This is a genomic window from Streptomyces sp. NPDC001153 (genome assembly GCF_053598315.1).
Genome location: NZ_JBSFJZ010000038.1, coordinates 39,450 through 53,690 on the forward strand (window position 1 = coordinate 39,450; position 14,241 = coordinate 53,690).

The following is a 14,241-nucleotide window of genomic DNA, read 5'->3' on the forward strand; positions in this document are numbered from 1 at the left end:
GGCGGTGAGGCCGAGCGTGGGCGGGTCGAGGACGACACCGGGACGGAGCGCGGTCAGGCCGAGACCGGCACCGATGTCGTACAGGACCGGGCCGAGGACGACGCCGATGCCGTGCAGGGCCGGTCGGTGGACGGCGGTGAGGCCGAGCGTGGGCGGGTCGAGGACGACACCGGGACGGAGCGCGGTCAGGCCGAGACCGGCACCGATGTCGTACAGGACCGGGCCGAAGACGACGCCGATGCCGTGCAGGGCCGGTCGGTGGATGGCGGTGAGGCCGAGCGTGGGCGGGTCGAGGACGGCGCCGATGCTGTAAAGGACGGCCCCGCGGACAGCACCGACGCCGCGCAGCGCGGTCCCTCGGACGGCTCCGGCCTCAAGGCCGCGCAATGAACGGTTTCTTCGACCTTCCGAGCGACCTCCAGCACAGCTACCTCGGGCTCGTCGGCCTGCATGTGCGTGAGGGCCTGCTGCCGGTGCTGGTCGCGCTGCTCGTCGCGCTGCCCGTGGCCCAGCTCTGCGTACGCTTCCGCTGGGTCTACCCGCCCGTCCTCGGCGTCACCACCGTGCTCTACTCCATCCCGTCGCTGGCCTTCTTCGTCGTGCTCATCGACTACTTCGGGCAGAGCGAGACCACGGTGATGATCCCGCTCGCGGTCTACAGCCTGGTGGTGCTGGTACCGGGGATCGTGGACGGCGTCCGCTCGGTGCCGCAGGAGACCCTGGCCGCCGCGCAGGCCATGGGCTTCGGCCCCGTACGCCGTTACCTCCAGGTCCAGTTGCCCATCGCCGCACCCGCGATCATCGCGGGTCTCAGGGTCGCGGTCGTCTCCAGCTTCTCCCTGGTCAGCGTCGGCATGCTCATCGGCAACCAGGGCGCGCTCGGCAACATGCTCAACGACGCCACCACCTACCACCGGCCCGCCCTGGCCGTGAACTCGGTCCTGACGACGGCGCTGCTGGGCATCCTCGCCGACGCCCTGCTGGTCCTCGTCCGCCGCCTCCTCACCCCCTGGATGCCGAGGAAGGGTGCCACCCGGTGAACGTCCTGAACTTCGCACACGCCTTCTTCAGCGACAGCGCCCACTGGCACGGCTACGACGGCATCCCCACCCGGCTCGCCGAGCACGCCAAGTACTCCGTGGAAGCGCTGCTGTTCGCCACCCTGATCGGGCTGCCCGTCGGCCTGGTCACCGGCCACTACGGCCGCGGCGGCAACGCCCTCGCCCTGATCGCCACGGCGGGCCGGGCGCTGCCCAGCTTCGGTCTGCTGGTCCTGATGTTCATCTGGATCGGGTTCGGTCTGCTGCCGGTGATGATCCCGCTGGTCGTGCTCGCCGTACCGCCCATCCTGGTCACCACCTACGAGGCGGTCCGCTCCGTCGACCCCTCGCCGGTGGACGCGGCCCGGGGCATGGGCATGCCCGAGGCGAGGGTGCTGTTCCAGGTCGAGCTGCCGGTCGCCCTCCCCCTCATCCTGAGCGGTCTGCGCACGGCGGCCATCCAGATCGTCTCCACGGCCACCATCGCCGCCTACGTCAGCCTCGGCGGACTCGGCCGCTACATCATCGACGGTCTCTACCAGCGGGACTACGAGAAGGTCGTCGGCGGCGCCACCCTGGTGGCCGGACTCGCCCTGACCACCCTCGTGGTGTTCTGGGCGGCCTCCCGGATCACGGTCTCGCCGGGGGTACGGCGGAGCGGCTGAGGCCTGCCCGCCGGTGCCGGCCGACAGGGCGCGGACAGGGCGCCCGGCGGGCTGTGCCCACAAGCGACCGCAGATCGAGGCCAATCGGTGATCTGCGGCCCTTGACTGACCGAGAACCGGCTGGATTGGATCGGTGGGTGACTTCCAACAACCGCATCAGCAGGTCCATCCGGAGGAACCGAGGCGCGGCGGTGGTCGCCCTCGCGGCGGCGACGGCTCTGCTGACGGGCTGTTCCTCCAGCGACGGAAAGTCCGGCGGCAACCCGCTGACGGACAGCAAGGCGAGCGGCGACACCGTGGTCGTCGGATCCAACAACTTCCCCGAGAGCACCCTGCTCGCCGACATCTACGGCGAGGCCCTCAAGGCCAAGGGGATCAAGGTCAGTTACAAGCCGAACATCGGCAGCCGCGAGACCACCTACGGGTTGATCAAGGGCGGTTCCATCAAGGTGCTGCCCGAGTACAACGGTGCCCTGCTGGCCTACCTCGACCCGAAGGCCAGGCCGACGACGGCCGACGCCACCACGACGGCCATCGAGGCCAAGCTGGACTCCGACTTGACCCTGCTCAAGCCGGCGGCGGCACAGTCCAAGGACTCCGTGACGCTCAACGCGGCCACCGCGCAGAAGTACCACCTCACCGAGAAGTCGACCATCGCCGACCTCAAGCCCATCGCGAAGGACCTGGTCATGGGCGCCTCGCCGGAGTTCCAGACCCGGCAGCAGGGCCTGGTGGGCCTGAAGTCGGTCTACGGCCTCGAGTTCAAGTCGTTCAAGGCGCTCGACGCGGGCGGCCCGCTCACCCAGGCCGCGCTGCAGAAGAACGCCGTGCAGGCCGCGGACATCTTCACCACGGACTCGACCATCTCCAAGGAGAAGTTCGTCGTCCTGCAGGACCCGAAGAACCTCTTCGGGTTCGAGAACGTCCAGCCGCTCGTCCACAAGGGCGCCCTGTCGCAGAAGGGCGTCGACGCGCTCGACGCGGTCTCGGCCAAGCTCGACACCGCGACCCTGCTGAACCTGGACACCCAGGTGCAGGTCCAGGGCAAGGACCCGCTGGACGTGGCCAAGGCCTGGCTGCAGTCCGCCGGCCTCGCCTGACGTTTCACCGGCCCCGGCACGACCCTGCAGCACCGTCTTCACTGCCGACGCGGGTGCCCCCGAAGACCGGGGGCACCCGCGTCGTGCTGTCGGATCTCTTCACCGGCATGTCCCCGCCCTCGCGCGGCCCGACGGGCTCGGAGGCCGTTCCCGCCGACCTACACTTGGTCCCCGCGGACAGACGGAACAGACGGAAACCACAGGACGAAGCGGAGGGAGGGCGACAGTGGCGGCAGCGCCCGGCACCGGCTACCAGGACCCCTCCGCCGAGGTGCTCACCGAGGCTGCCGCCGCCTTCGGACTGCTCGCCTCGCCCGCCCGGCTGCACATCGTCTGGGCGCTGATCCAGGGGGAGAGCGACGTCACCGGGCTCGCCGGGCGGATCGGCGGTGCGCTGCCCGCCGTCAGCCAGCACCTGACCAAGCTGAAGCTCGCCGGGCTGGTCCGCTCCCGCCGGGAGGGCCGCCGCCAGGTGTACTTCGTGGACGCAGGCGGACAGGCCGCCGTCGTCGACGTCGTACGCCTCCTCGTCGGCCGGCTCGCCGAACGGGCCGCGGACGCACCGGCTCCGGCCCGCCGTCTCCCTGGCCTCTGACAGCCCGACGGGCCCGGCCGGCGGACCTGCGACCGGCCCGGTGGGTGGCACGTCGCTCCAGGTGCTGCGGCGCCTGGGCACCGGCCCGCGCGACCCGTTCACCACCGTCCTGCTCACCCGCGCCCTCCTCGTGGCGACCGCCGCCACGCGCGGTGCCGGCCGTGGTCAGGGGAAGGACCGAGTCCCCGGTGAGCGTCGGCCGAGTCCCGGTGCCTGATCGGTCGACCGGCGGACAGCTGTGTGCGCCGTGGCGGACGCCTGTGTGCGCCGTACGCCGTCGTCGGGCCGTCAGGCGGCCAGGCCCTCCGCGCCCTCCGGGCCCTTGGTCGCCTCGGCCCCTGTACGCGCCGCCGCCTCCGCCTGCCTGCGGCGCTCGCGGCGACTGACCCGCGGCTCCTGGTCGGGGAGCCAGCCGAAGGCGAGGCAGCTGCCGGTGACGCCCAGCAGCAGGCCGATGAAGAGGCCACCCAGGTTGGACGTGACCCAGGTGCCCAGGGAGAGCAGCACGCCGGTGATGGAGTAGAAGAGCCGCTGCGCCGGATTGAAGAGGATCAGCAGGCCCAGCAGCGCCATCAGGCCCGGCAGCAGATAGCCGGCCGCTCCCTGCATGCCGATGTGCATCACGACCTTCAGCGAGGCCTTCTCGGTGAGCAGGATCTCGCCGCCGGCCAGCGCGAGCAGCAGCCCGCCCCAGAACGGCCGCCGGGCCCGCCAGCCACGGAAGGCGGCCCGCGCTGCCCGGCGTGGACGGTCGGCCACCGCGATCAGCAACCCGAGTCGCTGAAGCGGAGCTTGAGACCGGGAAGCTTGAACACACCGGCCGTGGTGGCGTAGTTGGTCTGCCGCAGGTTGGCGATGTGCACGGTGTCGGCCTGCTGGCTGAACACACCGATCGGGCCCTTCACGCCCGCCTTGGTCAGCGTGCTGGCGTCGTTGCCGATCTCGATGTTGTTGAACGCGGCGTTGCCGGACAGCTCCGAGGAGTCCGTGGTCAGATCGCTCGCCTGCACCTTGTCCGCGCCGGCGCCCGCCGTGATCAGCAGGTTGGTGCCGCCGAGGTCGACGCTCTGGCACAGATGGTCGAGCGTGGCGTTCTTGATCGCGGAGGTCACCACGAGCTCCTGGCCCCCGGTGTCCCCGGCGTTCGGGCTGCCGGCCGCCATGTTGTCGAGGCCGCCGAACTGCTCGAAACCGGTTCCGTTCAGTTCCGTCGCGGTGACCGTGAACGGCATGCCGGAGATCGCGAACTGCACGCCCAGCGCCCCCTGGGCGGTGAGCACCGCGAGACCGGCGGCGACGAGGGTGGCGGGTACCGCCATCACCGCGGCCCGACGGGCCCGGACCCGGCCCCGCCTCTCGCCGCCGGCGGCCTGGGCCGCGTGCGGCGCTTCGGAGGATCCGGAGGCTGCGGAGGTCTCGCAGGTCTCGGAGGTCTCGGAGGTCTCGGAGGGTGAACCGTTTCCCGGGTTCTCGGGGGTGTTGCCGACGGACGGGACGTCCGGGGACGAGGCCATGTCTGCTCCCATGGGCATGGATCACTGCGGGTCGGGCTTCAGGGGCGCGGTGTCCTGGCGCGGACAGCGACTGTCGCGTACGCCTCCTCGCACCCCGGCGGAGCAAGGGCTTTCTCGTTACGCGGCAGTAGCCTGCGAGGAAGTTACCGCCGGTTACTTCGGGGGGTCAAGGCAGATGTGAAAAAAGAGTGTTGGATGTGCCCGAGCTGCGATCGCACGCCACAACTCCCTTGGTCCGGCTTGACGTTGACGGTTGATCAGGTCTACAACTTCCCCTGTTTTCACGGATCCGTGGCGCCGGGTCCGCCGAGCGGCACCGGATGCGTTTCCCGGTCTCTCACGCCGACCGCTCACCTCGCCGACAGAAACCGTTCACACCGCTGCGGCCTCGCACGGCCCTCCCCCCGGCCGTGTCCGGCTGCCTCCTGCCGGCCCGGCCGAAGGCCTTCCCCCGGGCCTTCGGCCGGTGCCCGGACCGCCGCCGTCGCCGGACCGTCGCGTACGGAGAAGGCGCACGGTCCTGCGCCGGCGGCACCGCGCGCAGCACCGCACCACGCCGCTGTGGCATCACTCGCCACCCACGCACCCATCCACCCACCATCTGCCACCCCCCACCCCCACCTCACCCGGACCCCACCCAGGAAAGAGGCGCCCGCATGCGCACCCGATCCCTTCTCGCCCTCGCCGGTACCGCGACCGCGCTCGCCCTCGCGGTCGCCGCCCCCGCCTCCGCCGACGGCAGCGCCGTCCTCACCACCGGCGGGGCGGGCGGCACCGCCGTCGCGACCGGTGACTCCCTCACCGCGCCGCTGGCCTCCGGCACGTCCGCCACGCTCTACTCCAGCGCGACCGGCACCAGCGGCGTGACCTGCACGTCCTCCCAGTTCACCGCCACGGTCACCGGCAACCCGACCGCCCCTGGCACGGCCACCGAGTCCGTCACCGGGCACACCTTCGACAGCAGCTCCTGCACCAGCAACGTCATCGGCGTGCTCGGGGTCAGCGGCATCACCGTCGACAACCTGCCCTACACGGCGACGGTCGCCTCCGACGGCACCCTCACCGTCTCGCCGGCGAGCGGCTCCACCATCCAGACCACGGTCAAGCTGCGCACGCTGCTGGGCTCGATCACCTGCGTCTACCAGGCGGCCTCCCTGACCGGGAAGGCCGACAACGCGGACAACAGCATCAGCTTCACCAACCAGCAGTTCACCAAGACGTCCGGTTCGTCGCTGTGCTTCGCCAGCGGCTACTTCACCGCCAAGTACGCGCCCGTGACGGACGGCGGCACGCCGGTGTACGTCAACTGAGCGATCCATCACCGAGCAGCACAGCTGAGTTCAGCGTCGTCGCAGACGCACTGCGAGGGCGGTGCCCCCGGTGAGCACCAGCACCGCGGCGGCGCCGCCCGCCAGCACGGGCGCCGACGGGCCCGTCTCCCGGGCGGCCTGCCCACTCGCGACGGAGGCCGGACTTGCCGACACGGCAGGTCCGGCCTTCGGCTTCCCCGCACCCTTCTGCGGAAAGACCACGTCGGAGCACGAGTAGTAGGTGTCCGCCGTGCTGCTGTTCTGCCATACCGTGTACAGGATCTGACGCCCCGTCCGGTCTCGCGGCAGCCTGGCGGCGATGTGGTACGCCCCGTCGCGCAGTGGCGGATCGGTGACCTGTGCGATGGGCCGCTCCGGCAGATCGGACCAGGCGAGCGGTTTCGCCGGGTCGTAACCGGGCTTGGTCAGATACAGCCGGAACGTGCCCGTGTGCGCGATCGTCGAGGCGTACGTCATCGTCAGTGCGGCCCCGGGCGTCAGCCGGGTCGCCGGCCAGTCCGGCCGCGCCAGGTCCAGGCCCCGGTACGCCGGAAGGTTCCCGCTGCACAGCTTGCCGTCCGGAATCACCTGCCGGTCACGGCCGTTCACCCCGGCCACGCGCAGGTTGTCCCAGGCGGTGAAGGGAGCGCCGTTCGCCGCGACCGCCGCCCGGCAGGCCGCCGAGCGGCCGGCGTCGCCACCCTCGGGGGAGCAGGCGTAGACCCGGCTGACCGGATCCGTGGGGGCCCCGTGCGCCTGGGCAGACCCCGCCGCCCACGACAGGAGCAGCAGCGGGGCCGCGGCGGCGGCCGCCATGACGCTCGGGCGGGCGGGCATCCGGGTCATCCGGGATCTCTCCTCGGCGGGCGCGGGAACAGGGTCTGCGCGGTCCAGTACGGCGGAGGCCTTCCGGGTGTTCATCGGGCCCGGCGTATCGATGCTCGGGGGGCGCAAAGGCACCGACCAGTTCGGATGTTTCGCGCCTGATTCAAGGCCCCGTTGAGGAGCCACCGGTCATCCTCGTATGGTGGCGATCACGGGTCCGGCACCCACCGTCCCGCGGCTGCCCAGGGCGGCCGGGCAAGGAAGGGGGAAACCGTTCTGGTCTCGTGGTTCACGAACCGCCGCGGGCCCGTCCGGCGCCGGATCCGCCGTGACACGTGTCGGGGCGCCGACCACCCGGGCCCCGGACTGCCCCTGCCGCTCGGTGAGTTATCGTGTGCAGGGGGTTAAGAACAAACCGCATGTCCCGTTCGTACGTCGCGAGGAGGGGTCCCAGGATGGCGAGGCAGTTACGCGCCGAACAGACCCGGGCAACGATCATCACGGCCACCGCCGACCTGTTCGACCGGCAAGGCTATGAGTCCACGAGTCTGAGCGACATCGTCGCACACGCAAAGGTCACCAAGGGTGCGCTGTACTTCCACTTCGCCGCCAAGGAGGATCTCGCCCACGCCATCCTCGAACTCAACGCCAGGTCCGCGAAAGCGCTCGTCGCCGAGGTCGACAGCCGCGGCTGCTCCTCGCTGGAGGCCCTGATGCGGACCACGTTCGGGGTCGCGAGACTCGCCGTGGAGGACCCGGTGCCGCGCGCCGCGCTCCGCCTCGCCACCGCCGACGTCGCCATACGGCCGCCCCTCAGGCACCCGTTCAACGAATGGCTGGAGTTCGCCGGCCGGAAGTTCGCGGGAGCCGTCAGGGAGTCCGACGTGCACAGCGATCTCGACGTCGGCATCGTCGCGCACTCCCTGGTCTCCTTCTTCATCGGCACCCGGGTCGCCGGCCGCTCGCTCGAACCGACGGGACGGCTTCCACGCCGGGTCGCCGAGATGTGGCACCTCCTGGTCCGGGGCCTGGTCCCGGTGCACCGCCGTCCGCGCTACGTCACGCTCGCCACGCAACTGGAGCGGGAGATCAGAACCGCTTGAGGCGCGCGGTACGGTGACGGACATGCCCTCCACCCCCTTCGCACCCGTGATCCTCGGCAACGAACCCGGCTCGTTCCCGCACAGCGTGCTGGCCGAGCGGCACCCCGCGATCATCGGCCGGGTACGGGACGCCTTCCCCTACGGCCCCGGGCAGCACCGGGCGCTGGACGAACTGCTGAAGAGCTGCACCGAGGGGACGGTCGAGCCGCTGCCCGCCGCTGCCCCGGACCGGGACCGGTGGCAGGAGTGGGACATGGCCGACTGCGCCGGGCGCTCCTGGTACGACGTGCCGTGGCTGTGGTCCGAGAGCTACTTCTACCGCCGGCTGCTGGACGCCGTCGGCTGGTTCGGCCCCGGCGCCTGGCAGGGCATCGACCCGTTCCGCCCGTTCAAACGCGCCGAACTCGACGCGCCGGAGACGGACGAGGAGCTGGGAGCACTGGACGCCCTGCCCGGCCTGCCGGAGGAGGAGCGGGCGCGTGCCCTGCTGCACGGCTCGCTGTGGGGCAACCGCGCCGACCTCGGCTTCCGGCTCTCCGCCGAGGGCGCCGCGACCCGGGACCCGGCCCCCGCGCTGGTCGCCGACGACAGCGCGGCCCTGTGGTCACTGCTGCCGCCCGGCGGCGCGGCCACCCTCGTCCTGGTCGCGGACAACGCCGGCCGCGAACTCGTTCCGGACCTGCTGCTGATCGCCCATCTCCTCGCCGAGCACCGGGCCGCACGGGCGGTGCTGCACGTCAAGCCGTACCCGTACTACGTCTCCGACGCCACCACCGCCGACGTCGTCGACGCGCTGCACCGGCTGCGCGCCGCGTCCGGCGCGGCCGCCGAGTACGCGCGCGTGCTCTGGTCGGCCATGGCCGACGGCCGCCTCGCCGTGCGCGCCCATCCCTTCTCCTGCGCCCCGCTGCCGTATGCGCGGATGCCGGACGACCTGCGCGCCGAGTTCGCCGCGGCCACGCTGACCGTCTTCAAGGGCGACCTCAACTACCGCCGTCTGGTGGGCGACCGGCTCTGGCCGCCGACCACGCCCTTCCAGGAGACGACCGCCTGTTTCCCCGGCCCGGTCGCCGCGCTGCGCACCCTGAAGTCGGACGTGATCACCGGCCTGTCCACGGCGACCGAGGCCGCGCTGGTGGCGGCCGAGGGCGACCGCTGGCGCACCAGCGGCACGCACGCGCTGATCCAGGTCGCCGGGGCCGACGTCAAGTGATCCGCATGCGCAGCGACTTGATGCCGTTGATGAAGTTCGACACCAGACGCCCGGCCGGTGCGGCGAGCCGCGGCTCGGGGAGCACCCGCAGCGCCTCCTCGTAGAGCAGCCGCAGCTGCAGCCGCGCGAAGTGGGCGCCCAGGCAGACGTGCGGGCCGTCGCCGAAGGACACGTGCGGGTTGGGGGAGCGGGCGAGGTCGAGCCGGTCCGGATCGGTGAAGACCCGCTCGTCCCGGTTGGCCGAGGCGTGGCAGACCACGACCTTGTCACCGGCCCGGATCCGCCGCCCCGCCAGCTCGGTGTCCCGCGCGGCGGTCCGCCGGAAGGTCAGCACGGGCGGATGCCAGCGCAGCAACTCCTCGACAGCGCTGGTCAATTCCGCCTTCCCGGCACGCAACGCCTCGTACGCCTCCGGGTGTTCCGCCAGGGCCAGCAGTCCGCCGGGGGCCGCGCTGCGCACGGTGTCGTTGCCCGCGACGGTGAGCAGGAAGAAGAACATCTCCAGCTCGCCGTCGGCGAGTTCGGCGTCACGGGCCAGGGTGGTCAGGACGTCGTCGGCCGGATGCTCCCGCTTGTGGGCGGCCAGCTGCCGCGCATGGGCGAACATGTCCTCCAGCATCGCCGGGGACCGCGGATTGACCGGCCTGCCCGTCGCGTCCAGCACCGGGGGACCGGCCTCGTCCGGGTCCTGGTAGCCGATGACCCGCTGCGTCCAGCGCAGCAGCAGCCGCCGGTCGCTCTCCGGCACGCCCAGCAGGTCCGCCAGGTTGAGCAGCGCGTACTCGTCGGTGACGGCGGCCACCAGGTCGACCGTGCCATCCCCTTCCCGCGCCCGCTGAAGCGCCCCGGCGAGCAGGGTGCGCGCCCGCTCCCGGGCGACGGCCGCGAACCGGTCGACCCGGCCCGGCGTGAACGCCCGGCTCACCAGCCGCCGCAACCGCCCGTGCCACGGCGGATCCTGATTCAGCATCATGCGGCGGATGAACGGCAGGTCCGCCGGATCCGGGTCGCGGATCTGCGTCGCGCCGAGATGGGAGGAGTACGTCGTGGCGTCCTTCAGCACCCGGACGACGTCCGCGTGCCGGGTCACCGCCCAGAACCCCGGCCCGGCCGGCCAGCCCAGCACCTCCGGCTCCTCCTGCCAGGCGACCGGGTGCCGGTCGCGCAGCAGACGGTAGTCGTCGTACGGCACGCCGACGGCGTACCGGCGCGGGTCGAACACGTCGGGCACCGGCCGGGTCCCGCGCCCGCTCACGCCGGCTCGCCCTCGCCGGCCGGGACCACGGCAGCCGCCGGGCCTTCGGCGTCAGCCGCCGGGCCTTCGGCGTCCGCGCGCAGGAAGTCCTCGACCACGCGGATCACGTCGAGCGGGGCCTCGTCCATGGCGTAGTGCCCGGCGAAGGGCAGCGCCACGAGCTCGGCACGCGGATACCAGGACATCCAGGTCTGCCGCATGACCTCGGGCGACAGGGCCGGATCCAGCTCCCCGGCCACGGCCAGGGCGGGCACCTCGCTGCCCTTGACGTCGGCGTGGAAGTCCTCGCCCGCCCACGAGTCCAGCCAGGCCCGGAACGCCTTCGCGTCGCTGCACTCCAGCGAACGGGCGACCATCCGGTCCAGCCAGGCGGCGGGACGCCGGCCCCCGGTGGTGAAGTCGATGATCGCGCGCCGGTACTCCGGCCTGTGCGCGGCGTCCGTGAACAGCGCGGCCTGCTCGCCGGCCAGCGGCACCCCCGAGGCCGGCACCGGGGAGACACCGGCCATCCGGCGAAGCCGGTCCGGTACGGCGGCCGCCAGCCGCTGTGCCACCGCGCCGCCCATCGAGTGCCCGATCACCGAGAACCGCTCCCAGCCCAGCCGGTCGGCCAGCTCCACCAGGTCCCCGGCCGCCTCGGCCGTCGTGTACGCGCCCGCCGCGCCCCGGGCCTCGCCGTAGCCGCGCAGGTCGACCAGCGCGTAACTGAAGGAGGAGCGGTCGAGATCCGGCAGGACGGCGGCGTAGGCGGACCGGTCGGCGAACCAGCCGTGCACGGCGAACACCTTGTGGGCGCCGTCGCCGTGCACCTCATGGGGCAGCACAAAGGAGGTCATGCGCCTACCGTGGCCCGCCCGCCGGGGCACGGCAAGGGAGCGGACGGGGCATATCGGCGACGTGAGTTGCCCGTTCCGCGGGCGGTTCACGCGATGGTGTGATCATGTCCCGGGCGGTGGATGGGCGCCCGGGGCCGCGGGTAGGGCCCCGGCCATGACGCAGCCGTTCGAACTCCCGCACTTCTACATGCCGTATCCCGCGCGGCTCAACCCGCACCTCGACGAGGCCCGTGCCCACTCGACCGAGTGGGCACGCGAGATGGGCATGCTGGAAGGGTCCGGGATCTGGGAGCAGGCCGACCTGGAGGCACACGACTACGGACTCCTGTGCGCCTACACCCACCCCGACTGCGACGGACCCGCTCTCTCGCTGATCACCGACTGGTACGTGTGGGTGTTCTTCTTCGACGACCACTTCCTCGACATGTACAAGCGCACCCCGGACCGCGCCGCCGGCAAGGCCCACCTGGACCGCCTGCCCCTGTTCATGCCGCTCGACCCGGCAACTCCCGTACCGGAGCCGGAGAACGCCGTCGAGGCGGGGCTGAAGGACCTGTGGGCGCGCACGGTGCCGTCGATGTCCGTGGACTGGCGCCGCCGCTTCTCCGTGGCCACCGAGCACCTGCTCAACGAGTCGATGTGGGAGTTGTCGAACATCAACGAGGGGCGGATCGCCAACCCCGTCGAGTACATCGAGATGCGCCGCAAGGTGGGCGGCGCCCCCTGGTCGGCCGGGCTCGTGGAGTACGCGACCGCCGAGGTGCCCGCCGCCGTCGCCGGCACCCGCCCGCTGCGCGTGCTGATGGAGACCTTCGCCGACGCCGTCCACCTGCGCAACGACCTGTTCTCCTACCAGCGCGAGGTCGAGGACGAGGGCGAGAACAGCAACGGCGTGCTGGTGCTGGAGACCTTCTTCGGCTGTACGACCCAGGAGGCCGCCGAGACCGTCAACGACATCCTCACCTCACGCCTGCACCAGTTCGAGCACACGGCGCTCACCGAAGTCCCCGCCGTCGCCCTGGAGAAGGGCCTCACCCCGGCCGAGGCCGCCGCGATCGCCGCCTACACCAAGGGACTTCAGGACTGGCAGTCCGGCGGCCACGAGTGGCACATGCGCTCCAGCCGCTACATGAACAAGGGTGCGCGGCCCGGCACGCCCTGGCAGCTGCCGAGCGGTCCCGGCGTATCGGCCGCCGACATCGGCGCGCTCCTCGCCTCGGCCGCGCAGGAACGCCTGCGCGCCTACACCCACCTGCCCTACCAGAAGATCGGCCCGTCCATCCTGCCCGAGTTCCGCATGTCCTACCGGCTCGAACTGAGCCCCCACCTCGACGACGCCCGGCTGCGCCTCGTCGACTGGTCGCACCGCATGGGCATCCTGGAGGAGGGCGTCTGGGACGAGGACAAACTCGCCGCGTCCGACCTCGCGCTGTGCTCCGCGGGCATGGACCCGGACGCCACCCCCGAGGCGCTCGACCTCAGCGCCCAGTGGCTCGCCTGGGGGACGTACGCCGACGACTACTACCCGCTGGTCCACGGCCACCGCCGGGACCTCGCCGCGGCCCGGCTGACCACGGCCCGGCTGTCGCAGTGCATGCCCTTGGAGGGCGAGCCGGCCCTCGTCCCGGCCAGCGCGATGGAACGGGGGCTCGTCGACCTGTGGGCGCGAACGGCGGCCGGCATGACCGCCGACCAGCGGCGCACCCTGAAGGCGGCCGTGAACACGATGACCGAGAGCTGGCTGTGGGAGCTGTCCAACCATCTGCAGAACCGCGTCCCCGACCCGGTCGACTACCTGGAGATGCGGCGCGCCACCTTCGGCTCCGACCTCACCCTGAGCCTGTGCCGGATGGGCCACGGCCCCGCGGTCCCGCCGGAGGTCTACCGCAGCGGCCCGGTGCGTTCCCTGGAGAACGCCGCCTTCGACTACGGCTGCCTGCTCAACGACATCTTCTCGTACCAGAAGGAGATCGAGTACGAGGGCGAGCTCCACAACGCCGTTCTCGTCGTGCAGAACTTCTTCGGCGTGGACTATCCGGCCGCGCTCGGAGTCGTACACGACCTGACGACCCAGCGCATGCAGCAGTTCGAGCATGTCATCGAGCACGAACTGCCCGTGCTCTACGACGACTTCGAGCTCTCGGAGGCGGGCCGGGCGGCCCTGGACGGCTATGTCCTCGACCTGCAGAACTGGATGGCCGGGATCCTGAACTGGCATCGCAGCGTCGACCGGTACAAGGCCGAGTGGCTGGGCCGCCGTGCGCACGGCTTCCTGCCCGACCGGGCCCCGGCGCTGCCCCTCCAGCTCGTCGGCTGACCCCGCCGAGCCGCTCGGCCACCTCTGCCGCGGCTTCGTCCAGTCCCTTGCCGGCCGCCCCGCCCGGTTCGCCGCGTATCGCCTCGCCGCCCGCCAGGACCGCGCGGGCCTCCTGACGGAGGTCCGCGCCGACCAGGGCCCGGGCCGGCGCGCAGTGCTCCTGGGCGAGGTACCGGCCCGGGTTCACCTCCCGCCGGTGCCCGAGCGACTCGTCACCAGGTGCGGCGGGGATGTCGCGCCGCCTGGCCAGGGGCCGCGCGGCGGCGGTGAGTCGGTCCGTCTCGTGCTCCGGCTGCGCCTGGTCCCGAGGGCGGCGGGGGCGCCGGGCCGACGCCGGTCCGGTGGCCGAGTCGTGCGGCGGCCTGGCGCTCGCGGCCCGGTGGCGGCGCGTCCCGCTCCGACCCGCGCCACGAGGGCACCGTCCTGCGCGCCCTCACCGCCCCGAGCGACTCGTCATCCGGTGCGGCG

The 14,241-nt window shown here is 72.1% G+C and carries 15 protein-coding genes; 9 read left to right on the forward strand and 6 right to left on the reverse strand.

Features of this window, described 5'->3' with window-relative positions:
* A partial coding sequence (locus tag ACWDEN_RS34755) for a hypothetical protein (protein ID WP_450861849.1) occupies window positions 1-387 on the reverse strand: 387 nt, incomplete at its 3' end.
* On the opposite strand from ACWDEN_RS34755, the gene ACWDEN_RS34760 reads away from it, so the two are divergent.
* From ACWDEN_RS34760 to ACWDEN_RS34780, 5 genes are all read left to right on the forward strand, one after another.
* Window positions 387-1,040: an ABC transporter permease gene (locus ACWDEN_RS34760; protein WP_351619558.1), complete on the forward strand. Its 654-nt coding sequence runs from the start codon at window positions 387-389 to the stop codon at window positions 1,038-1,040. The two genes, ACWDEN_RS34755 and ACWDEN_RS34760, sit on opposite strands and share 1 nt — an antisense overlap.
* On the forward strand, window positions 1,037-1,705 hold the full coding sequence (locus ACWDEN_RS34765; protein WP_351619555.1) for an ABC transporter permease: 669 nt from the start codon (window positions 1,037-1,039) through the stop codon (window positions 1,703-1,705). The genes ACWDEN_RS34760 and ACWDEN_RS34765 overlap by 4 nt, the downstream gene beginning before the upstream one ends.
* 137 nt (window positions 1,706-1,842) lie before the next feature.
* Complete coding sequence (locus ACWDEN_RS34770; protein WP_351619552.1) at window positions 1,843-2,805, forward strand: ABC transporter substrate-binding protein; 963 nt, start codon at window positions 1,843-1,845, stop codon at window positions 2,803-2,805.
* A 226-nt stretch (window positions 2,806-3,031) separates the two neighbouring features.
* The gene (locus ACWDEN_RS34775; RefSeq protein ID WP_351619549.1) at window positions 3,032-3,400 is read left to right on the forward strand and encodes an ArsR/SmtB family transcription factor; all 369 of its coding nucleotides are present in this window, start codon (window positions 3,032-3,034) and stop codon (window positions 3,398-3,400) included.
* A 40-nt stretch (window positions 3,401-3,440) separates the two neighbouring features.
* Window positions 3,441-3,617, forward strand: coding sequence for a hypothetical protein (locus ACWDEN_RS34780; protein ID WP_351619546.1), 177 nt, complete (start codon window positions 3,441-3,443; stop codon window positions 3,615-3,617).
* 71 nt (window positions 3,618-3,688) lie between these two features.
* Here ACWDEN_RS34780 and ACWDEN_RS34785 read toward each other — a convergent pair whose 3' ends face one another.
* A complete protein-coding gene (locus tag ACWDEN_RS34785; RefSeq protein WP_450861853.1) occupies window positions 3,689-4,159 on the reverse strand; it encodes a DUF6114 domain-containing protein in 471 nt (156 codons plus the stop codon).
* Between the two features lie 5 nt (window positions 4,160-4,164).
* Window positions 4,165-4,719, reverse strand: coding sequence for a DUF6230 family protein (locus ACWDEN_RS34790; RefSeq protein ID WP_450861913.1), 555 nt, complete (start codon window positions 4,717-4,719; stop codon window positions 4,165-4,167).
* 851 nt (window positions 4,720-5,570) lie between these two features.
* On the opposite strand from ACWDEN_RS34790, the gene ACWDEN_RS34795 reads away from it, so the two are divergent.
* Entirely contained in the window at window positions 5,571-6,224 is a 654-nt protein-coding gene (locus tag ACWDEN_RS34795; protein ID WP_351619538.1) for a Tat pathway signal sequence domain protein, read from the forward strand.
* A 30-nt stretch (window positions 6,225-6,254) separates the two neighbouring features.
* On the opposite strand, the gene ACWDEN_RS34800 is transcribed toward ACWDEN_RS34795, so the two are convergent.
* On the reverse strand, window positions 6,255-7,070 hold the full coding sequence (locus ACWDEN_RS34800) for a lytic polysaccharide monooxygenase (RefSeq protein ID WP_351619536.1): 816 nt from the start codon (window positions 7,068-7,070) through the stop codon (window positions 6,255-6,257).
* Window positions 7,071-7,504: 434 nt separating this feature from the next.
* Between ACWDEN_RS34800 and ACWDEN_RS34805 the strand changes: the two genes are divergently transcribed.
* Both ACWDEN_RS34805 and ACWDEN_RS34810 read left to right on the forward strand, forming a co-directional pair.
* Window positions 7,505-8,152 carry a ScbR family autoregulator-binding transcription factor gene (locus ACWDEN_RS34805; RefSeq protein ID WP_351619534.1) on the forward strand — a complete coding sequence of 216 codons (648 nt, stop codon included), beginning with the start codon at window positions 7,505-7,507 and terminating at the stop codon, window positions 8,150-8,152.
* Window positions 8,153-8,174: 22 nt separating this feature from the next.
* Entirely contained in the window at window positions 8,175-9,365 is a 1,191-nt protein-coding gene (locus tag ACWDEN_RS34810; RefSeq protein ID WP_351619531.1) for a damage-control phosphatase ARMT1 family protein, read from the forward strand.
* Here ACWDEN_RS34810 and ACWDEN_RS34815 read toward each other — a convergent pair.
* Window positions 9,358-10,620 carry a cytochrome P450 gene (locus tag ACWDEN_RS34815; RefSeq protein WP_450861856.1) on the reverse strand — a complete coding sequence of 421 codons (1,263 nt, stop codon included), beginning with the start codon at window positions 10,618-10,620 and terminating at the stop codon, window positions 9,358-9,360. The two genes, ACWDEN_RS34810 and ACWDEN_RS34815, sit on opposite strands and share 8 nt — an antisense overlap.
* A complete protein-coding gene (locus tag ACWDEN_RS34820; RefSeq protein ID WP_450861858.1) occupies window positions 10,617-11,456 on the reverse strand; it encodes an alpha/beta fold hydrolase in 840 nt (279 codons plus the stop codon). The genes ACWDEN_RS34815 and ACWDEN_RS34820 overlap by 4 nt, the downstream gene beginning before the upstream one ends.
* Window positions 11,457-11,610: 154 nt before the next feature.
* Here ACWDEN_RS34820 and cyc2 point away from each other — a divergent pair, with 154 nt between their 5' ends.
* Window positions 11,611-13,773, forward strand: coding sequence for a germacradienol/geosmin synthase Cyc2 (gene cyc2 / locus ACWDEN_RS34825; protein ID WP_450861859.1), 2,163 nt, complete (start codon window positions 11,611-11,613; stop codon window positions 13,771-13,773).
* The last annotated feature ends 468 nt before the right edge of the window (window positions 13,774-14,241 follow it).